Here is a 21035-nt window from a genome sequence, read left to right on the forward strand (position 1 = left end):
TCTTTTTATTTTAGCACATTTATGATGCTTTTCTCCGTTTTTCCGATAGCCCGAAAAGGGTGTCCAAGACTTTCCCCGGCAGCTTTTGCACCGCAAGAAAGAGCCGGTACACGGGCTCCGCGGCAAAAATCCTGACCAAAAGCAGGGAGAGCAAAAAAAGCAGCGGGAACGCAAGTCGCGGACACGTCACAAAATAAGCCGGGTAGCCGAGCAAAAGACCTATGTCCCGCACAGGGCGGTGCAACATATAAATCGGCAGGCTCCGTTCCCCGCGTTCGGTGAGCCCCGCACCGAAGTTCGGAACTCTGACGAGCAGCTTCCCGAACACAAAAAAGCCCGCACCGATCATTCCCGAAACCAAATACCAGAAGAGGCGCAAAAGCCAAGGCGCCGTCCGAAACAGTTCCGGCATCGCGGAAGTATCCAAGCGTGTGTACCAGACGCCGTAAATCAGATTTTGATAGGGATGCAGCCATCCGCCGCTATGGAAGGCAAAATAAAGGGCAAGGCCCGCAGCGACAAATAGGAGCACCCACTGCGGGAATCCGCCCCTCTTTACCCATGCGGAGAAGCGTTTTTCCCCGAGAAAGGCGCCGCCGTAAAAGAAGGGCGCAAAGGCGATCACACGGTCCAGAGCGAGAAAGTCCATGAGCTGCAAACGAGCGTCCAGGTCACCGAGGCGCAGACTGAGCGCAAGGATTAAAAGCAGCACCGGCGCTGTAGGAAAGACGCGCCGTAACAGAGCAAAGAGCGGCAAGGCGAGCGTCCAGAGAAAGAGCGCGAGCACAAACCAAGGGGTGCCGCTCTCATGCCAAAAATCCGGCCAGGTTCCGCCCGTTTGATAGGCCGCCCGCTCCGGGTAGAAGACCAACCACTTAAAGCAGAGATAGAGCCAGAGTAAAGTGAGGCAGCGCTTACACCAGTGCCGCGGACTTCTGAGCGCATGGCCCGCAAAGAGCCCCGAGAGAAAGACAAAGGCAGGCATGTGAAAACTATAGATCAAATCAAAGGGCAGGTTGATGCTCCTTGCCCCGAACCCGAGCAGCGGCAAGAGAAAGTGCCCGAGCACCACCAAAAAAATCAGTGCCCCCTTCATTCCGTCGATTTCCTTTGCTCTCACCGGCCTACCCCCTTCTCCTTTGCGCTACCTTCAAGTTCTGTCCCTTGTGATACCGTTTCCGCTCAGCGCTCTGTATCTTCCGCGATTCTATGGTATGCCTTTGCCGTCAGCTTGTCGCTTTTATTTTGTTGGCTTTCTCTTTTTCTTTGTTTCTCTTTGCGCTCTGCTATGCCGCGCTTTGCAGCTACCAAATTCCGCTTCCATACCGCTTCTATTCTACCGTAAGCACCCGGTTTCAGCCACAGCACAAAAAAGTCGCTCGCCTCAAAACGGGGGAGCGACTCTTTCCTTTGTTCTAACAATTCGACATCTGCGGTTCTTACAATTCGGCGTCTGCCTTCTGCTTACCTCGCAGCGATATAGCCGAGTGCGGTCAGAGCCTCTGCGCACTCCACCGCGCCGCCCGCCGCGCCGCGGAGCGTATTGTGGGAGAGACCCACGAACTTCCAGTCGTAAACCGTGTCCTCGCGGAGACGGCCGATCGAAATACCCATGCCGCCCTCGTAATTCACATCGAGCGTGACCTGCGGACGGTTGTCCTCTTCCATATAGCGAATGAACTGCTGCGGTGCGCTGGGCAGCTTGCACGCCTGCGGAAGACCGCGGAAGTTCGTGAGCTTCTCAATGAGCTGCTCCTTGCTCGGCTTCTTGCGGAACTTCACAAAGACAGCCGCCGTATGGCCGTTCAGCACCGGCACGCGGAGGCACTGGCTGCTGATCTTCGGCTCGCTTGCGGGGACAATCTCATCGCCCTCTACCTTGCCGTAGATGCGCAGCGGCTCCATTTCACTCTTCTCTTCCTCGCCGCCGATGTACGGGATAATGTTGCCGAGCATCTCCGGCCAATCCGTAAAGTTCTTACCCGCGCCCGAGATTGCCTGATAGGTCGTGACAATCGCCTCGTAGGGCTCAAACTCCTTCCAGGCCGCGAACGCCGGGGCATAGCTCTGAATCGAGCAGTTCGGCTTTACCGCGACAAACCCTCTCTCGGTGCCGAGACGCTTCCTCTGCGCCTTGATAATCTCAAAGTGCTCCGGGTTCACCTCCGGGATGACCATGGGGACATCCTTGGTCCAGCGGTGCGCGGAATTGTTCGAGACGACCGGCGTCTCGTGCTTCGCGTAAGCATCCTCAATTTCGCGAATCTCTTCCTTCGTCATATCGACCGCCGAGAACACAAAGTCCACTTCGCGGGACACTTCTTCGACCTCGTTCACATTGTGGAGAACCATCTTTTTATAGACTTCCGGCATCGGAATGTCCAACTTCCAACGGTCGCCGACCGCTTCTTCATAGGTCTTACCGGCGCTCCGCGGGCTCGCTGCGAGCGTGGTCACCTCAAACCAGGGGTGGTTCTCCAGTATCGTCAGAAAGCGCTGGCCGACCATGCCCGTCGCGCCGAGTACGCCGACCTTCAGTTTCTTCTCCGGTGCGTGAAATTCCTTACTCATTCTTTAAACCTCCGTGCGCGCCCCGCGCGCCAAACCGTTTCCGTATGGCTCATAACTATACTCCGTCTTTTCCGACTTGGCAAGTATGTTTTCGCGCAGTGCGTACATTTGTGTTTATTGCACGGACAGTTGCACCGTTCTGCCCCTCTCTCACGCAAAAACGCACAGTCACAAACGGACTGTGCGTCTCATTCTTTTTACAGCAGGCTCTCCACAAAAGCGCGAACCTCTGCCATATCCGCGGTCGGCTCAAAGCGCTTTACCACGTTTCCGTCTCTGTCTACGACAAACTTCGTAAAGTTCCACTTGATATCCGGCTTCTCGGCGTAGTTCCAATCCTGCTTCTTTAAAAGCGCCGCCATCATGAGCGCCTTGGGTCCTTTGCCGAAGCCCTCGAAGCCCTTCTGACTCTTCAGGAAGGTATAGAGCGGAAGCTCGTTCTCGCCGTTTACCTCCGACTTCTTCTGCTGCGGAAAGCTCGTGTGATAGTTGAGGGTGCAGAACTCGTGAATCTCCTCATCCGTCCCCGGGGTCTGACCCGCGAACTGGTTGCAGGGAATGTCGATGATCTCAAGTCCCTTCTCGTGATCCGCCTCATACATGGCCTGCAGGGGCTCATAGTGGGGCGTAAAGCCGCAGCCGGTTGCCGTGTTGACAATCAGCATAACCTTACCCTTGTAATCCGCCAAATTCAATTCTCCGCCGCCGACGGACGGCACGCTGTAATCGTAAATGCTCATATCTTGTCCTTTCCGAAACACTGTGAACGAATAAAGCCTAGCACAGTTCCGGGATTTCGACAAGTCTCAGGCCGCGGGTTGATACTTCGCCTCAAGGGTGTCCAGCAGTTTCTCATACTTTTCGCGCGCCGCGCGTTCCGCTTCCCCTGCCTCAAAGGCAGCGGAAGAAGCATTCACCTCGGCAAAGACCTCTACCGGCAGACTGCGCTCTGCAAACGGGTAGACCACCGTGTTTTCCTTCTCGATGTGGCGGTCCAGGAGGGCCGCGTAGCCCATAGCCTCGGCAATGATGTCAAGCTTGTTGTCATCGCTCGGATTTTCCCGGTAGCGCTGTAACGCTTCGCTGAGCGCAAGCACATGGCCTCTGCCGAGGTCGTGCTCCACCAGCATGCCGTGGCTCACCAGATTCTCCGCAATGCGCCCCATGTTTGCGACCATCGCCTTAAAGAGATAGTCCTCCTCTTTCTTGTGGTGGTGATGATCCGCATAGTTCCGAATGAAATCGATTGCTGCGGAAAAATCCTCCTGATTCACTTCTTCGCCCCGCAGGAGACCGCGGCACATGCTGCGAACCACTTTGAGCATGCGTCTTATATTTTCGTGTTCCTCGACCATGAGGACGATGCTCTCGTTCATGCCTTTGCCCTCAACTCGTAGCTCATTTCCGAAGGCATGGTAAGCGTGAGCGCCGTGCCGGACAACATACCGCGCATCTCCTCAAGGCGAAGCTCATAATAGAGCGCCGGACTCTGTCCCGCTTCAATCCAAAACTCGCCGTGCAAATCCTGATCGAGGGTCCAGGAAATATGATCCTCCGCCTGCTCGGTCACTCGGTCCACATGGTCGCAGGGCATGCCGTTAACCAGATTGTCCCCGTAGTAGCGATAAGCCTCGGCAGGGCTTGCATCCGCCTCGACCGCATTGCTCGCGCCGAAGGCGAATACTTCCTCCTTGATGCGGGGCAGCGCTCCGCTGTCTTCCTTTAGAATCGCGGATACCAGGGCGGCATAGCGTCCCTCCGCATCGTGGATGCGCGCCTGGAGCCAGCCGTGAATGTTATCCGTATCAATGAGCTCCTCAAGCGGACGGAGCTCCCGGTTTACAAAGTTCTCGTACTTTCCGCTGTCTCCGCGCTTTGCGCCCTCCTGCTCCGCGAGCGTCATAATCAGCTCCTCCTGCAGGCGAATTTTCCGATAAAGCCAGTGGTGAATCGGTCCCAAAAATAAACTCATATCAAACCTCATTTCTCCGCAAATCTGCGGTTGTATTTAAGGAGACGCCCTTAGGCATCTGTTCGTTCTCGAGCAGTCTACCACAGGGCGTCTCCTGATTTCCGTTGCAAGTGCAACAGTTTTCGATTAAATCACTTCCATCACACGAATCATATTCGTGTTTCCGCTCACACCGAGCGGCAGGCCTGCGGTCAGAATAACCGTATCTCCCTCCGAAACCAACTCCCGCTTCTTCGCCTCATGCAGTGCCGCATCAAAGAGCATGTCGGCATTGTCCTCCTGCGGAATCAACACCGGAATCACACCGAAGAGCAGATTCATCTGGCAGGCAACGGTCTGGCTCACCGTGCAGGCAATGACCGTGCACTCCGGGCGATACTTTGCAAGCCGTCTCGCCGTGAAGCCGGAAATGGTGACCGTGATGATGGCTCTGGCACGCACATCCTCCGCAAGTGTGCAGGTCGCGTGGCTGATTGCGGTCGTCGCATCCTCCTGCTTCTCGCTCTCCAGTCTTCTTCTGCGCTCGCTGTAGTTGATCTCCTGCTCGGTCTTCTCGGCAATCTTACTCATCATCTCGACCGCCTCGACCGGATAGCTGCCGGCAGCGGTTTCACCCGATAGCATGATGGCCGCCGTGCCGTCGTAAATCGCGTTTGCGACATCCGTGACCTCTGCGCGCGTGGGCCGCGGGTTGTGAATCATGGAGTCGAGCATCTGGGTCGCGGTGATGACAATTTTGCCCATCTTTGCGCCGAGTTTGATGATGTCCTTCTGAATTGCCGGAACATCCTCCGCCGGAACCTCAACGCCGAGGTCACCGCGCGCCACCATGACGCCGTCCGCAGCCTTGAAAATCTCCTTGATGTTCTTCACACCCTGCACGGACTCAATCTTTGCGATGATTTTCATCTTGCTGCCCTGCGCATCCAGAATCTCGCGAATCGCGCGGATATCATCCGCTGTTCTCGTGAAGGAGGCAGCGATGTAGTCAAAACCGAGCTTGCAGCCGAACTCGATATCGCTTCTGTCCTGCTCGGAGATAAAGGGCATGGAGAGATCCGCCCCCGGGATGTTGACACCCTTGTGGTTCGAGACCTTGCCGCCGTTCACAACCGTGCAGTGAATCTCCGTGCCGTCGACTTCATCGACCCGAAGTTCAATCAGGCCGTCGTCAATCAGAATGCTGCCGCCCGCCTTGACATCCTTCGGGAGATCCGCATATGTCACCGAGACAATCGTGTTGTCACCGAGCAACTCCCGCGTGGTCAAGGTGAACTTCGCATCTTTTACAAGTTCCTCGGAGCCGTTCTTAAAATCGCGGAGACGAATCTCCGGCCCCTTGGTGTCGAGCAGGGTCGCAATCGGAAGACCGAGTTCTCTGCGGAGTTTGACCACCCGCTTGAATTTTTCGGCATGTGCGTCGTGGGTATCATGCGAAAAGTTAAAACGTGTCACATTCATGCCCGCAAGCATGAGCTTTCTCAGCATTTCCTCACTGTCACTCGCCGGTCCGATGGTGCAAATAATCTTTGTCTTTCTCAAAATGCTCTCCTTTGGCGTCTCTCGTGAGACCTTCAAACAAACACAAAACTCTTCAAGTGGCTGAATTTAGCACAAGTCGCGCAAAATAGCAAGAGGGGGTCAGCGCTGCACGCGTGCTCCCTTGCCCGCCATCAGAGCCTCAACCTCACCGACGCTTGCCATCGAGGTGTCGCCGGGTGTGGTCATCGCGAGCGCACCGTGCGCCGCGCCGTACTCGACTGCGCGCTGCGGGTCACCGCTCGTCATGAGACCGTAGATGAGACCCGAGGCAAAGCTGTCGCCGCCGCCCACACGGTCCATAATCTCCAAGTTTTCATATTCTCTCGACATGACAAGCTCGCCGTCCGCAAAGCAGATGGCCTTCCAGTCGTTCACGCTCGCGGAATGCACCGTGCGGAGGGTCGTCGCAACTGCCTTCCAGTTCGGGAATTCCTGCGCCGCCGTGCGGAGCATGGCCCTGTAGCCTTCCAAGTTCAGCTTATCGAGGCTCTCGCTGTTGCCCGGCACCTCAAAGCCGAGGCAGGCGGTAAAGTCCTCTTCGTTTCCGATCATCACATCCACATAGCGCGCAAGCTCTCGGTTGACTTCCTGTGCCTTCGCCTTGCCCCCGATCGCACTCCACATCGAGGGACGGTAGTTCAGGTCATAGGAGACAATGGTGCCGTAGCGGTGCGCCGCCTTGCAGGCCGCAATCGCGGTCTCACCGGAGCGCTCCGAGAGTGCCGCATAGATGCCGCCGGTGTGCAGCCAGCGCACGCCGAGCTCGCCGAAGATGTAGTCAAAGTCAAAATCCTCCGGGCGCATCTGCGAAATTGCCGTATTCGCGCGGTCCGAGCAACCGATTGCGCCGCGTACGCCGAAGCCGCGCTCCGTAAAGTTGAGTCCGTTTCTGCAAGTTCTGCCGATGCCGTCCGTCTTCACCATGCGGATAAAATCCGTCGCGACACCGCCCTGCTCGATAAAATCAATCAGGAGTTTTCCCACCTCATTGTCCGCAAACGCCGTGATGACCGCCGTCTTTAAGCCGAAACACTTGTGCAGACCGCGCACCACATTGTACTCTCCGCCGCCCTCCCAGACGCGGAAATTGCGGGCGGTGCGAATTCTTCCCTCACCCGGATCGAAGCGAAGCATAATTTCGCCGAGGCTCACTGCATCAAAGCGACAGTTCTCACGCGGTTTGAGTTCCAGTTTCATTTGATTTTCCTCCTCTGGTGTAGATCCCTCAGTGCTCCAATTGTGAGCGCAGATTTTCGATGATGCGCGCCCTGCCTGTGCGCAGCGTTTCGACTTCCGCCTCCGAAAAACCGCGGAACATGCTTCGTTCCAGTTCTTCCGAGGCCTGCAAGATGGCTTTCTTGAGTTCCGCCGCTTTTTCGGTCAGTTCCGCACTCTCCGGCTTTCCGAACTCCGTCTTCACATAGCCCTTGATTGCGAGGTACTCGATCAGGGCCGCCGCCGCAATCGGCAGGAGATTCAAATATTCCGCAAACTCCTGCATGCTCTCGATGTGCCGGAAATTGACCAGAAATTGTACAACCTCCACTTCCTTCCGCTCAAGGTCAAAGCGCGCCGCGATTGTCTCCGTATAGCGGCGAATGAGCCGCGCCATATAGTAGGCCTCCGCCCAACTGTCGTCCGCCGAGAGAGGCGCATGGCTCGTAAAGGCCTTCTCCTCGCCGAGCCGCTTGGATCCCGGCAGATAGGGAATCACCGCGTCGTCGTGGGAATAGTCGATTAAGAAGCCGTAAATCTCCGAGCGGTGCGCAAGGTATTCTTCCTCGGAAAATACCTTTTTATAGAAGGCCGTGTAATACTCGATGACATTCATCTTCATATTGACGATTTTTCCGATTTCAAGCCCCTGTTGTACCAAGGAACCTTCGGTCTTCACATAATAATAGGTCGGTGCGCGGAGCACAAAGATACGCTCCGTGTGCAGGATGTACTCCAGATTAAAGATGAAATCCTCGCACCAACGGAGCTTTTCATCCATGCGAAGCTTGTACTTCTCAACCAAATCCCGCCGGAAGAACTTGTTCCAGATGACACCGTAGTAGTAGTCCGCCGGGCTCTTTGCCATGCAGGCCGCAAATTCCTCGCGGCTCAGTACACCCTCTTCATCAATCGAACCCTTTCTCGCGGTCCAGCCGTCCACAACGCGGTAAAAATCGGAAATCACAAGGTCCGCCCGGTTTTCCTCCGCAGCATGTACAAATAGCGCGGTTGCCTCCGGGGTAATCCAGTCGTCCGCATCCAGAAACTGGAGGTACTCTCCGGTCGCGAGATTAAGCGCTTGGTTTCTTGTGTCGGAGACCCCGCTGTTTTCCTTATGCACCACGCGAATGCGCGCATCTTTTGCGGCATAGGCATCGCAGAGCGCCGCCGTACCGTCCTTCGAGCCGTCATCCATCACCAACAGTTCAAAATCCGTGAAAGTCTGCGCGAGCACGCTGTCAATGCAACGCGCCAATACCTTCTCTGCGTTATACGCGGGAATAATAATAGAAACTTTGGGCATTGATACCTCCTTATACAGGCGACATCCTATCTTTCCTGTAACAGTATACCTGTTTTTGTCCCACTTCGCTCTGTCTTTTCCGCAGTTTTATCCGAATTCCCGCGTTCATTCAAAAATCACAGTTTCCGCTTGCGGAAGAATTGTCTTCGCTTTTTGTTTCCGCTATACTAAAAGATACGGCATCGAAACAGAAACCTTCGACGTCGAAGAAAGTGAGTTGATTTCAATGAATCAAAAATATTTCGATTATTTGCGGGAAGAAGCACCGGAGGCCGCTGCCATCTTGCAGAGCAAAAGTTTCCGCTCTCTTCTGCACTATCCGCGTCACATCTATACCAACACCTACGACCACAGCGTCCGCGTCGCGGTCTGCATGGCCTGGCTTGCAAGGCGAGGCGGTACGGATCCCGCCAGTGCGGTGAAGGTCGGTCTGCTTCACGACCTCTGCTTTGTGGACTACACGAGTAAGAACGATCATCCGGGACTTTATTGCTTTTATCACCCGGAAGAAGCCGCAGACAACGCAAATCGGGAGTTCGGCTTAAGCCGCCGCGAAGAAAAGGCGATACGCGCGCATATGTTTCCGCTGAGTGTGCATCTTCCGAGCTCCAAGCTCGCCCTTCATCTTCTGCTCGCGGACAAGGCAGTCGCGGTCTATGAACTGACACTCGGCGTGCGTTTCCTGAGAACCCGACTGTCTCGCTTCGCGTCGCGGCGCATCATTCATACGGTCTGAGCGCCATGGAGACCGAATTTCTTCTACCTCGCTTTCGCGAACTGCCGCAGCTCGGGCTTTACTCCGATCAGGTCGTAACACTCGTGAACGAAGTGCTGTCTCCCCTGCTGCCCGCAGAGGAAGGCGACAAGAAAAAAGACAGCCTGCCTTTCACGGCTTCCATGCTGAACAACTATGTGAAGCTCCGCATTCTAAGCGCCCCCATCAAGAAGCAATATACCCGGGAACAGGTCGCGACCGCGATTGTGCTCTGTGTCTTAAAGCAGGTATACAGTATCTCGGAGATTTCAGCGCTCATCTCCTTCGCCCTGGACAGTGCGGAGCTCCCCAAGGCCTACGATCGTTTTTGCACCCTCTTTGAGCAGATACTGGTCTGCACCCGCGAGAAGAAGGACTATGCCACGGTGCTCGCCGCGGATGACACCCTCTATCTCCTGAAAAACGTGTTGATTTCCTGCTCCGCAAAGTTCTATGTGAAGGCACAGCTCAAAAGACAGCTCGGCGCTACAGCCAAGCCTTGAGCGCCTTCCGAATCGATCGACTTTCAGTGTCCCAAACGTATTTCAATCCGCAGCGCACCAAAAAAAGAGGAGCCGACGCTCCTCTTTTTTGGTGTTTCTAAAGCTTGTGTTTCGCCGTCCGGATTACTCCGAGAGCAGAATTCTGTCGTTGTTCAGCTCACTGCCCGCACCCTGTTTAAAGCGGTCGAGCAGATCCTGCACCGTCATAGCGGCTCTCTCCTCGCCCGAGGCATCAAAGACAATGCGTCCGCTGTCCATCATGATTGTGCGGTTGCCGAGCTCCAGCGCCTGGTGCATATTATGCGTGACCATGAGGCAGCTGATGTTTCTCTCCCGTACAATGCGCGCGGTCAGTGCGAGCACCTTTGCCGCGGTCTGCGGATCCAGAGCCGCCGTGTGCTCATCGAGCAAAAGAAGCTTCGGTGTCACGACCGTGGCCATTAAAAGGGTAAGCGCCTGGCGCTGTCCGCCCGAGAGAAGGCCTACCGGCTGCTCCATGCGATCCTCAAGGCCCATATCGAGCTCACGGAGCTGCTCCCGAAAGAAGCGTCTCTCCTTCTCCGCACTGCGGCTAAAGGCACTTGTGTGACCCGAGGCACGCAGATACGCGATGGTCAGATTTTCCTCTATGGTCATGTGAGGTGCGGTCCCGAGCAGCGGGTCCTGAAACAGCCGCCCTATCATGCGACTGCGCTTGTGCTCCGGCATGAAGGTGATATCCAAGTCATCCAGGTAAAGCGAGCCTTCATCGACATAAAAGCTGCCCGCAATCGCGTTGAAAAAGGTGGACTTTCCCGCACCGTTGGAGCCGACAATGGCCGCGAAATCACCGTCCGGCAAGTTCAGCGAGAGCTCCTGCAGGGCAAGCTTCTCGTTGACCGTGCCCTCGTTGAATGTCTTTTTTAACTGTACCGCTCTCAGCATGCGCTGCCTCCCTTCTCCTTGCGACGCCGCATGGCCGCCTTCTTTCTGCGGTGCAGGGCAAGGGCGCGCTTTGCCTCCGGTGCCGCAATCGCAATCGCGACAATGAGGGCCGAAACCAGCTTAAACGCCTCGGTCGGCGCATTCAGGCGAAGCGCAATCGAAATCATGAAGCGGTAGAGGCAGGAGCCGATCACCACACCCGCGATGCGGAAGGGCATGCGCCGCTTTCCGAAGAGGGTCTCGCCGATGATCAGCGCCGCAAGCGCAATCGTGACCATACCGGTGCCGAGGTTGATATCCGCGGACTTATTGTAGTTCGCAAAGAGAGCACCCGCGAGTCCCGTCAACGCATTGGAGCAGCAGAGTCCCACGATAATCATAAACGAGGGATCGATCGAGGAAGCCCGCACCATGTCCATGCTGTCGCCGGTCGCCCGAATCGAGAGACCGATTCGGGTCTTTAAGAACCAGTTGAGCAGAAGACAAATCAACACAATCAAAAGCAGCAAGAGTATACTTCTTGACCACTCGCTGAGCGGGGTGTTCTCAAAGAGTTTGCCCCAGAGAGAGAATATCGTGTCCGTTCCGAAGATGGATATGTTTGAGGAAAAGCCCATGACACCGAGATTCACGGTATAGAGGCCCGTGTTCACGATGATACCCGCGAGTATGCTCGGCACACCGAGTTTGGTCTGTAAGAGTGCCGTCACGGAACCCGAGAGCACGCCCGCCGCCATAGCAGCGGGAATCGCGAGCAGCGGGTGTCCCGCCATGGTCACAACCGCCGCGACGGCGCAGCCCAAGGTAAAGCAGCCGTCCGTCGAGAGATCGCAGATATTCAGGATGCTGAAACTGATAAAGAGAGACAGCGCGACAATCGCATAAATCAAACCGACATCCAGCGCTGTCCGCACCATGACCGGCGTCAAAAAACTACCCACAGCGCCTCCTTACTTCTTATCAAACTCTTTCTTGGTCGTAATCTCATTGACCGCCGTGCTGTGCGGCGCAAAATCCTTCTTCAGGGTCTCAAGATCGTAGCCGAGTGCCTTCGCGGTCTCGGTGTTGACGGTCGCGATGCCGTTGTCAAAAGTCTTGACCGGGACGCTGCCCGCATTGCCAGCCTTCAACACCTCCGCCGTTAAGTCGGCGGTCTCTTTGCCAAGCTGCGCGTAGTCGACGCCGTAGCCCACAAACGCACCGTTTAACGCGAACGAATCCGCGCCGCCGAAGTGCGGAATCTTCGCCGTAATCAGCTTTTCATAGAACGAGAGCTCCGCGTTCTGCACCGTGTTGTCGGTCGGGGTGAAAATCGCATCGACCTTCTCCGCAATCAGCGCATCGACCGCCGCATTGATCTCATCTGTCGTGGTACCCGTCTTCTCGATGTAGCGGATGCCGTGCTCGTCGAGATAAGCCTTGGCATCCTCAATCGGCTTCTCGGAGCTGTCCTGGCTCTTGGAATACAGAAGGCCCACATACTTGGTGTCCGGGTTGGTCGCAAGAATCAAATCCATGATTGCATTCGTGTTCAGGCTGTCCGAGGTGCCGGTGATGTTGCCGCCCGGTGCATTCAGATCCTGCACGAGCTTTGCGCCGACCGGGTCGGAAACCGCGGAAAAGACAACCGGTGTCTCGGAATGACCCTCGACCGTGGACTGCACAATCTGTGCCGCCGGCGTTGCGAGCGGAATGATCACATCGACCTTGTCGTCGAGGAGCTTCGCCGCCATCTGGTTCAGCGTCGCGGAGTCACCCTGGCCGTTCAGCGTGTAGGGCTTGTACTCATAGCGAACTTCGTCGTTTGAAAGCGCATCGAACTCCTTCTCGATGTTCTCCTCAATCTGATTTAAGGACGGATGATCCATGAACTGAAGGATGCCCACTTTATACACCTTTGCATTGCTGTTCGCCTTCGTCTCCTCACCCTTCTTGCCGCAAGCTGCGAGAGCCAGAGCCATAAAACCAAGGAGCGCTGCCGCCGCCACGTTTCTCTTCTTCATTGTAAATCCTCCCCTGTTGTGTTTCGTCTTGAGAAGCTTTGCCAAAAAACGCCCCGTGAGCATTCGCTCACGAGGCGAAGAAAAGCGAAGTTTCTCGATAGTCATATTCTTAAATATTATCGCTTTTTTGCATCCGGGTCAATCTTTTCCAGTAAGTCCGGTCGGAAACGAAGCGTCGTTAAATATGCCTCTTCCCTGCGCCACGCTTCCACTTTCTCGTGATCTCCGCTCCGTAAGACCTCCGGTACACTCTGTCCGAACAGCTCTGCTGGCTGCGTGTACTGCGGATATTCAAGGAACCCGGTCTCAAAAGACTCTTCTTCCGCGCTCCCCTCTTTTAAGACGCCCGGCAAAAGACGAAGGGTCGCATCCGCGACCGCCATCGCCGGAATCTCGCCGCCGGTCAGGATAAAATCTCCGACGGAAATGCGCTCATCCACCGCACGGAGCGCCCTCTCATCAATGCCCTCGAAGCGTCCGCAGAGCAACACCAGAGTATCGAGTGCCGCATAGCGGTGGGCATCCCGCTGAACGAAGGGTTTGCCTGCCGGCGCAAGCGCGGCAACCAGCACGCCGCACTCGCCACCCGCCTGCCCCGGATTATCCTGTAAGCGCCGCCCGGTCAAGGCCTCGACCGCGCGAAAAATCGGGAGTGCCCGTAGAACCAGCCCTCTGCCTCCCCCAAAGGGGGAATCACTGACCTGTCTGAAACTTCCGTCCGCATAGTCCCGGAGATCCGCAACCTCCACGCTGTGTCCCTGCTTCCTTGCAAGCTGCACCGCGTGAGAAGCCAGATAACTTTCAAAAAGTTCCGGCGCCATGCCGAGCAATACGATTCTCAATGGAGCGCATTCTCCATTGCCGCATCCTCATCGACCTCATCCTTCCAAACCAGGTAGTTGTCCCGCTGGAAAACACCGTAGTGGAAGGGATTACAAATATTCGCATTCGGGAAGAGTTCCCGCAAGGTTTCAATCGCACGGCTCATATCGGAACGACCGGAAGTTGCAAACGGAACCAGGCGCTTGCCGTCCGCATCCAATCTGCCGAGAAACTCCCGGAAGTAGTCCGGCATATCGTCCCACCAAATCGGGAAGCCGAGAAACAGGATATCGCAGTCCGAAACCTCGGGTGTTTCCGTCACTGCCTTCGGAAGCGTCTTCTGAAGACGATCCGAGACCACGCGCGCGCAGGCGGAGAAAAATCCGCCGTAGACCACATCTGCCTCGACTTTAAGCTGCGGGCAGTTAAAGTCCTTGGCAATGCGCTTTGCAATCTTCTCGGTGCTGCCGGTTTTGGTACAGTAGATGACCATTGCTTTCATGCTTTTTTCCTTCTCTTCTCTGCGCCCAAGGCGCGAATTCAAGCCTTCTTTCCTTTGAAAGTATAGCATGGCGAAGCGGACTGAGACAAGCAAGTGCGGGGGGCGTGCTACGGATTTGCCATCTCCGTATCCCCGTATTATAATAAAATCCATAATGTCGATAATTACACTTCAAAATCTTTGACTCCGCAGATAGGGGGCTCCCATGTCTTCGAAACGACGTGCTTTCACAAAGTTACTCGCAATCTTACTGATGACCGGCAACCACTTTGCGCACATTTTTTTGCCGGGCAGCAGCCCGCTCGCCATGTTACTGACAGGCCTCGGCTACTTTACCGCGCCCGTCATGTGCATGTACCTTGTGGACGGCTACTTCTACACCCACTCGCGGCGCGGCTACCTAAAGCGCCTCCTTATCACGGCGCTCCTCTCGCAGCTCCCGTTTTGGCTCGCGTTTCGCATTCCGTTTCAGCTGAACATGCTCTTTTCGCTCACCTTTTGTCTTCTGCTTCTGACAGTCGCCGAGGAAATGAAGGGAAACCCGTACCGGAAGCCGCTCCTCGCTCTCCTCTTTTTTGTCTGTACCCTTTTCTCGGACTGGTCCGCATTTGCGCCCGCCATGGTGCTCCTCTTTCTCGCCGCGCGCGGTGTCCGCGAAAAGAAGCTCTACGGCTTTCTCTTTGCGATGCTCGGTCTCTCGATTGACGCTGTCATGACCGGATTCACCTTACACGAGCCGCTCCCGTTATTCTGTTTCCGCCTGTTCTCCGTGAACGCCGGGCCGCTTCTCGCGCTCCTCATCGCCTACCCGGCGGAACCCGCTTTCACGCGCCCGGACCCGCGCGCCGAAGCACCGCAGCAAAAAACGCCCGCGGGCGCTTCTTCGCGCGCCGCAGGCGTCTCGCAGTGGTTTTTTTATCTCTACTACCCGCTGCACCTCACGGTTCTCGTCCTGCTAAAGCACTTTGTGTTCGTCTGAGCAAAGCGGCGCATTCAGCGCCGCAGGCGGATTGCGATTTCAAAGATTGCCATCCAGATCGGCTGATGCAGGAGGTAAATCGGCAGCGCGTGTCTGCCGACCCAGGCGAGCAACCGCCCTCTCCGGCGAAAGAGCGCCTGCCCGAAAAGCCGCCGAAGCAGAACCTCCCCGAGTGTGCCGCCCTCTTCCGCGGGCGCAATGCCCCCGAAATCGCCGTTCATGCCGCGCACTGTATAGGATTTTGCCGCAGCCGCCGCATCGCGCCGCTGTTCCGCCCGGTACTGTGAGAGAAAGTAGCCCGCGAGAAACAAAAAGCCCCAGGGCAGCAGTGAAAAATAGTCGAGCGAAGAAAAATCAGCCGGGGGAAAGCCGAGGCAGGCTGTCAAACGACTGCGGTACAGGGCTTCCGGCAGCGTGATAAGCTTAAGGCTCTCAAAGCCGAGGTTTCCCTGATTCACATTGCGGCACAGGAAAAACAGGCCGAGACAAAGCGCAGCGCCGAGGGGACCGATCCGGCACCAGGAGCGGAGACGCATCTCGCGCGAAAGCCAATCCTCCGGCAGGGTGAGCAACAACTGCCAGAGCCCAAGAAAACTCAGAATTCCGTAGTGGATTTCCTGCCCGAAGGCGCCCGCGACCGCCTCGACGAGCGCGCCCGCAAACAATATCGTCGCGCCCCGCCGGAACTTGTTCTTCCCGAGCGCATAGCTATAGCCCGACAGAAAAATAAAGCTCCAGCAGATGCTCTGTTGCCAGACATAGCCGGGCAGAGCGCTGTACCAGTCAAAGCCCGGAATCTCAAAATAATATACCAAGTCCCAGAGACCGTGGTAGAGACACATATTGAGGACCGCAAAGCCGCGCCAGCAGTCCAGCCAGAGCAGGCGCTGTTTTTTGTTTTCCTGCTTTCTCTCCGTCCGATTCGTTTCCATGCTTATCTTCCTACTCTGTTCATACTGCGTCTACACGCTTTCTGTCTTGTTATCGGGCTTTTGCAATCTCGCTGTAGCGCTCCTGCCCTTACGCCGTACATTCACTTCTTCGCACAATCCATCCGTCTGTTTTGCTTTCATTTTAGCAAAAATCCGCTCTGTTTTCACATGTTCAGAGCGCCTCTCTTATGATATGATAAAAAAATAACAGTAGGGGGAGGATACCACATGAAACATAGACGAAGCTTTTTGCCGTATCTCCTGATTTTGATCGGCATTATACTTCCGATTTTCCTGATGCAGCACCTCATGCAGACCACCGCGCATAAGGGCGGCGTCGCAAAGAAGGACATCCCGAGCAATGCAGTCACCTCAACCGCATCCGCGCAGGGTATGAACGGTCCTGTGGAAGTCGAAGTCATCGCGACACCGGAAAAAATCTACTCCGTCAAGGTCTTAAGCCACACGGAGACCGAGGGCATAGGAAGCGTCGCGGTTGCGAAGCTCCCGGAGAAGATCTTTAAGAACCAGAGCTACGAGATTGACGCCGTCTCCGGCGCAACGCTCACCAGCAATGCCATTCACGATGCGGTGAAGGCGGCGCTCGAGAACGGCGGCATTGATTCTGCCCCCTTCTCGGTTGCGGTGCATGAGGTCAAGGAGAAGCGTCCGGATGAGACCATCGACACCGACATTGTTATTGTCGGCGGCGGCGGTGCCGGAATGACCGCTGCAATCGAAGCGGCTAATGCGGGCAAAAAGATTGTGATTCTCGAGAGCCAGGGCATGGCGGGCGGCAACTCGATTCGCTCGACCGGCGGTATGAACGCGGGCAAGACCCCGGAGCAGGATAAAAACAACTTCGACGAGGCTGCAGGTGTTGAAAAGACCCTGAAGACCGCGGAAGAAAAGTACGCTGACAATGCGACCATCACCGCACTCGCGGCTACCGTGCGCGAACAGTGGGCAGCCTATCAGGCTGCACCGAGCGGCTACTTTGACTCGGTGGAACTCTTTGAGCTCGACACGATGATAGGCGGCAAGGGCATCAATAATCCGGAGCTTGTACACGCACTTGCTTCCAATTCGGCGGATGCGATTCAGTGGCTTGAGAGCATCGGGGCTCCGCTGCCCTCTGTCTCGAGCTTCGGCGGCGCTTCCGTAAAGCGCATTCACCGCCCGGTGAACGCAGAGGGTAAGACCGTCTCGGTCGGTACCTTTATGCTCCCGATTCTCGAGGAGAACGCAAAGAAACTCGGCGCGGATCTTCGCCTCGAGACCAGAGCGAAAAAGCTCCTGGTCGATGAGAGCGGCAAGATTGTCGGTGTCGAGGCCGAGGGTCCGACCGGCGAAAAAGTCACCGTGAACGCAAAGGCTGTTATTCTTGCGAGCGGCGGCTTCGGCGCAAACCTTGAGATGGTCACCAAGTACCGTCCGGAGCTCGAAGGCTTCATGACCACCAATGCCAAGGGCGCGCTCGGCGACGGTATTCTCATGGGCGAAGAGGTCGGTGCGGCTACGGTCGATCTCGAGCAGATCCAGATTCACCCGACCGTCGAGATGAACACGGCGGCACTGATTACTGAGGGTCTCCGCGGCGACGGTGCCATCCTCGTGAACAGCAACGGTCAGCGCTTCACCGACGAGGTCGGAACGCGCGATGCGGTCTCCGCAGCCGAGATTAAACAGCCCGGCAGCTTTGCTTACCTCATTGTGGATCAGGCCATGGTCGATGCGTCCAATGTCATTCAGGGTTATATCAAGAAGGGCTATACGACGCAGGGCGAGAGCTATGCTGCCCTTGCGGAGGCACTGCAGATCGATCCGACTGCTTTCGAGACCACGATGAACGAGTGGAACGCAGCGGTCGAGGCAAAGACAGACAGTCAGTTCGGACGCACGAGCTTTGCGTCTCCGCTGAACACCGCGCCTTACTATGCGATCAAGGTCACGCCCGGCGTGCACCACACCATGGGCGGTCTCAAGATTAATTCGGAGGCAGAAGTCCTGACCGCAGACGGCAACAAGATTCCGGGCCTCTTCGCAGCCGGCGAAGTAACCGGCGGTGTGCACGGTGCAAACCGCCTCGGCGGAAACGCAGTCGCGGACTTTGTGGTCTTTGGCCGCATTGCCGGCAAGCAGGCTGCAAGCTACCTCGATCAGAACTAAAAATTGCTTAGAAACAAAGAAGCTTGTCGCAAGAATTTGCGACAAGCTTTTTTTGTTTTGGCGGACGGCCGATCCGTCGTTCGTTTTCGCACATATAAAAGCACCGGCCTGAGCTTAAGACGGGTGCTTTCTCGTATTCGCATGCTCTTTCCCTTATAACTTCCTTCACTTTAGGGGAAAATCATCCCTTTTAAGAGAACCCTATTTTGTTCTATAGTAGCGGGTGCTTTTGCCGTTGCCTTCGTGCTTCAGTAACCGGATGCAACGAGCCGGCGCAAAGCGCCCGAATGTCCTGTTTGGTAAAGCGCCCGACTTTTATCTCTGATTAAGGAATCGTTGAACTCTCTCATTCTTTTACCTCTTCATCTTTTCCCTTAAAAGGTATCGCAAATTAAGGGAAAGGATACTCCCTCCCCTTTTAAGGGAACATAGTTTGGATGAACTCCATAAAACAAAAGCCCTGCATTGCCGACTCTTCCCGGCAATACAGGACTTTTTCTTTTCATTATTTCGCCTTCGCTTTTCGCGTCAAATGTATTTCGTCTCAGGCTTTCTCGAGCAAGCCGAGTCTTGTGAGTACTTCGCTCACCTCGCGCACCGGAATGACTTCCAATTTCTCGAGCACCTCGGGCGCGACATCCGCTAAATCCTGCTCATTGTCCGCCGGAATAAAGACGGTTTTAACACCTGCGCGCTCCGCCGCCATGAGTTTTTCCGGGAGGCCGCCGATCGGCTTCACTTCGCTCTGTAAGCTGACCTCCCCCGTCATACCGACCGTTGCGGGCACAGGCTTGCCCGTCACAAGGGAAGCGAGCGCCGTTGTCAGGGTGATACCCGCACTCGGCCCGTCCTTCGGGGTTGCGCCGTCCGGCACGTGGATGTGAAGGTCGTTTTCCGAAAAGCGCTGTGCTTCTTCCGGAAAGAGTGCCTTTACCTTGCTGACCGCGAGTTCCGCCGACTCCTTCATGACGGAGCCGAGCTGACCGGTCACGTGAATCTTGCCGCTCCCCTTGGTGAACATGGTCTCGATGTAGAGAATCTCACCGCCGACCGCGGTCCAGGCAAGACCGGTCACAACGCCGGGCGTACTGTGCGCGCGCACCGCGCGGTGCGGCAGCGGGTGGCTGTCCATGAGTTCTCTCAGGTTCTCCTTTGTGACCGTGAGCGTCTGCTTATCGCGCACAAAGCGCACCGCAGCGCCGCGGCAGAGCTTATCGAGGCAGCGTTTTAAGCCGCGCACACCGGACTCCCGCGTGTAATCCGAAATCAGGGTCTCCAGGATATCATCGCCGATCTCAAGCTGTTCCGCCGTTAATCCGACCGCTTCGAGTGCCTTCGGAAGCAGATGGCGCTTTGCAATTTCCTTCTTCTCAAGCGGCGAATATCCCTGAAACGGTATCACCTCCATGCGGTTTAAGAGCGGTCCCGGGATGGTCTCCGCGCTGTTCGCCGTGCACACAAAGAGCACATCGGAGAGATCGTAGGGCACGTTGAGATAATGGTCCGTGAAGCTGTGGTTCTGCTCCGGATCCAGCACTTCGAGCAGGGCGCTTGCGGGATCGCCGTGGAAACTCGTCGAGAGCTTATCGACCTCGTCGAGTACCATCACGGGATTCGATACCCCGCTCTTCTTGATGCCGTCTATGATACGTCCCGCCATCGCGCCGATGTAGGTCCTCCGGTGACCGCGGATATCCGCCTCGTCGCGCACGCCGCCGAGACTCACGCGAACATACTTGCGCCCGAGGGCCCGCGCAATCGAAGCGCCGATGCTCGTCTTGCCGGTACCGGGTGCACCGACAAAGAGCAGTATCGAACCGGATTGCTGCCCCTTCAGCGACATGACCGCAATCTGCTGCAGAATACGATTTTTCACCTTTTTGAGGCCGTAGTGGTCCTCCTCGAGCACCTGCTCCGCCGCCGCGAGGTCGATCTCCTGCGCGCTCTCTTTCTTCCAGGGCAGATTGGTCACATAGTCCAGATAGTCGTAGAGCATACCGCTCTCGGCCGTCTGCTGCCCCTCCTGCTGTAAGCGCTTTAAGACCTTCTCGGCCTCGGCCTTCGCGCTCTCGTTCATGCCGAGATCCTGAATCTTTAACTCAAAGCGGCGGAGGTCCGAGACCTTCTCGGGGTGCAGGCTGTCCAGCTGCTTTTGCAGGTATTCAATCTGCTTTTTCAGCGCATTTTCGCGGTACATCTTTTGATACTCTTCTTCCTGCGCGCTGTTTGCCTCGGTATTTACCTTGTGAAACTCCAGATTTTCGCGGAGCAACTCTTCGAGCTTCTGTTCTCGCAGATTGCGGCTGTCCTCCGAGAGCACGGCCATCTTTTCTTCCGGAGAATTGATGAGCCAGCGGTTCACGATGCCCGCGATGTCGCCGAGCGAGGCCCAGCGGGATATCATCCCGCGGAGCATGGGGCCGAACTGCGGATTCTCCCCGTAGGCCTCCAGCATCAACTGCTTCATGTGCTTTAAGCGCTTCGCCGAGACCGCATCGTCCAGATCCTCAATGTCCTGACGGCGCTCCACATCGAGATCGATGCTGTGATCGGGGTAGATGTTGATTGACTTTAAATCGACACGCGTATTGCAGCGGAACACCAGCACACCCTGGTCACCGACTTCCGTCACGGTACCGCTCACGCCGATAGTATAAAAATCCTCTGCGTTGAGCTCCTCCCTGTTCTTATCTTCTTTCATAAAAATCAGGGTGACACGCTCGCCCGAAACCGGGACTCTTCCTATCATTTTTTCAAAACGCTCCAGGGAGAGCGGAATATTTGCGCCGGGCACTGCCAGTATGTTGTAAACCGGAACAACAGCCATTCAAAAACCTCCTC

The 21035-nt window shown here is 56.0% G+C and carries 20 protein-coding genes; 4 read left to right on the forward strand and 16 right to left on the reverse strand.

Translation table 11 applies throughout. The annotated features are described in order from the left end of the window. Window positions 1-19 precede the first annotated feature (19 nt). From QU660_RS05615 to QU660_RS05655, 9 genes are all read right to left on the reverse strand, one after another. Entirely contained in the window at window positions 20-1120 is a 1101-nt protein-coding gene (locus QU660_RS05615; RefSeq protein WP_304945565.1) for an acyltransferase family protein, read from the reverse strand. A 62-nt stretch (window positions 1121-1182) separates the two neighbouring features. Then, window positions 1183-1422 (reverse strand): hypothetical protein, encoded by a 240-nt coding sequence (locus QU660_RS05620; RefSeq protein ID WP_304945566.1) that lies wholly within the window; start codon window positions 1420-1422, stop codon window positions 1183-1185. A 42-nt stretch (window positions 1423-1464) separates the two neighbouring features. Then, the gene (asd, locus tag QU660_RS05625; RefSeq protein ID WP_304945567.1) at window positions 1465-2571 is read right to left on the reverse strand and encodes an aspartate-semialdehyde dehydrogenase; all 1107 of its coding nucleotides are present in this window, start codon (window positions 2569-2571) and stop codon (window positions 1465-1467) included. A 197-nt stretch (window positions 2572-2768) separates the two neighbouring features. Continuing rightward, entirely contained in the window at window positions 2769-3311 is a 543-nt protein-coding gene (locus tag QU660_RS05630) for a glutathione peroxidase (protein ID WP_304945568.1), read from the reverse strand. A gap of 66 nt (window positions 3312-3377) precedes the next feature. Beyond that, complete coding sequence (locus QU660_RS05635) at window positions 3378-3947, reverse strand: hemerythrin domain-containing protein (RefSeq protein ID WP_304945569.1); 570 nt, start codon at window positions 3945-3947, stop codon at window positions 3378-3380. Continuing rightward, window positions 3944-4543: a hypothetical protein gene (locus QU660_RS05640; protein ID WP_304945570.1), complete on the reverse strand. Its 600-nt coding sequence runs from the start codon at window positions 4541-4543 to the stop codon at window positions 3944-3946. The genes QU660_RS05635 and QU660_RS05640 overlap by 4 nt, the downstream gene beginning before the upstream one ends. 126 nt (window positions 4544-4669) lie before the next feature. Beyond that, window positions 4670-6085 carry a pyruvate kinase gene (gene pyk, locus QU660_RS05645; RefSeq protein WP_304945571.1) on the reverse strand — a complete coding sequence of 472 codons (1416 nt, stop codon included), beginning with the start codon at window positions 6083-6085 and terminating at the stop codon, window positions 4670-4672. A gap of 99 nt (window positions 6086-6184) precedes the next feature. After that, window positions 6185-7282 (reverse strand): sugar kinase, encoded by a 1098-nt coding sequence (locus tag QU660_RS05650; RefSeq protein ID WP_304945572.1) that lies wholly within the window; start codon window positions 7280-7282, stop codon window positions 6185-6187. A 28-nt stretch (window positions 7283-7310) separates the two neighbouring features. Next, window positions 7311-8606, reverse strand: a complete 1296-nt coding sequence (locus QU660_RS05655) for a glycosyltransferase (RefSeq protein WP_304945573.1) — start codon at window positions 8604-8606, stop codon at window positions 7311-7313. A 226-nt stretch (window positions 8607-8832) separates the two neighbouring features. Between QU660_RS05655 and QU660_RS05660 the strand changes: the two genes are divergently transcribed. After that, a complete protein-coding gene (locus tag QU660_RS05660) occupies window positions 8833-9342 on the forward strand; it encodes an HD domain-containing protein (RefSeq protein WP_304945574.1) in 510 nt (169 codons plus the stop codon). A gap of 5 nt (window positions 9343-9347) precedes the next feature. Then, a complete protein-coding gene (locus QU660_RS05665; RefSeq protein WP_304945575.1) occupies window positions 9348-9863 on the forward strand; it encodes a DUF1836 domain-containing protein in 516 nt (171 codons plus the stop codon). Window positions 9864-9986: 123 nt separating this feature from the next. Here the strand turns inward: QU660_RS05665 and QU660_RS05670 are convergent, their stop codons facing one another. The 5 genes from QU660_RS05670 to QU660_RS05690 form a co-directional block, all read right to left on the reverse strand. Then, on the reverse strand, window positions 9987-10787 hold the full coding sequence (locus tag QU660_RS05670; RefSeq protein ID WP_304945576.1) for an ABC transporter ATP-binding protein: 801 nt from the start codon (window positions 10785-10787) through the stop codon (window positions 9987-9989). After that, entirely contained in the window at window positions 10781-11728 is a 948-nt protein-coding gene (locus QU660_RS05675) for an ABC transporter permease (RefSeq protein ID WP_304945577.1), read from the reverse strand. The genes QU660_RS05670 and QU660_RS05675 overlap by 7 nt, the downstream gene beginning before the upstream one ends. Window positions 11729-11737: 9 nt before the next feature. Continuing rightward, on the reverse strand, window positions 11738-12790 hold the full coding sequence (locus QU660_RS05680; protein WP_304945578.1) for an ABC transporter substrate-binding protein: 1053 nt from the start codon (window positions 12788-12790) through the stop codon (window positions 11738-11740). Window positions 12791-12906: 116 nt separating this feature from the next. Continuing rightward, window positions 12907-13632, reverse strand: coding sequence for a tRNA (guanosine(37)-N1)-methyltransferase TrmD (gene trmD, locus QU660_RS05685; protein ID WP_304945579.1), 726 nt, complete (start codon window positions 13630-13632; stop codon window positions 12907-12909). Further along, window positions 13629-14114 carry a flavodoxin family protein gene (locus QU660_RS05690; protein ID WP_304945580.1) on the reverse strand — a complete coding sequence of 162 codons (486 nt, stop codon included), beginning with the start codon at window positions 14112-14114 and terminating at the stop codon, window positions 13629-13631. The genes trmD and QU660_RS05690 overlap by 4 nt, the downstream gene beginning before the upstream one ends. Before the next feature lie 205 nt (window positions 14115-14319). On the opposite strand from QU660_RS05690, the gene QU660_RS05695 reads away from it, so the two are divergent. Continuing rightward, window positions 14320-15093, forward strand: a complete 774-nt coding sequence (locus tag QU660_RS05695; RefSeq protein ID WP_304945581.1) for a TraX family protein — start codon at window positions 14320-14322, stop codon at window positions 15091-15093. A gap of 14 nt (window positions 15094-15107) precedes the next feature. Here QU660_RS05695 and QU660_RS05700 read toward each other — a convergent pair whose 3' ends face one another. Next, window positions 15108-16025 (reverse strand): heparan-alpha-glucosaminide N-acetyltransferase domain-containing protein, encoded by a 918-nt coding sequence (locus QU660_RS05700; protein WP_304945582.1) that lies wholly within the window; start codon window positions 16023-16025, stop codon window positions 15108-15110. 228 nt (window positions 16026-16253) lie between these two features. Between QU660_RS05700 and QU660_RS05705 the strand changes: the two genes are divergently transcribed. Next, window positions 16254-18194, forward strand: a complete 1941-nt coding sequence (locus QU660_RS05705; protein WP_304945583.1) for a flavocytochrome c — start codon at window positions 16254-16256, stop codon at window positions 18192-18194. Between the two features lie 544 nt (window positions 18195-18738). Here the strand turns inward: QU660_RS05705 and lon are convergent. After that, complete coding sequence (lon, locus tag QU660_RS05710) at window positions 18739-21021, reverse strand: endopeptidase La (protein ID WP_304945584.1); 2283 nt, start codon at window positions 21019-21021, stop codon at window positions 18739-18741. Window positions 21022-21035: the final 14 nt, after the last annotated feature.

Origin of the sequence: Stomatobaculum sp. F0698, from assembly GCF_030644385.1 — a bacterium.
GTDB lineage: Bacteria > Bacillota > Clostridia > Lachnospirales > Lachnospiraceae > Moryella.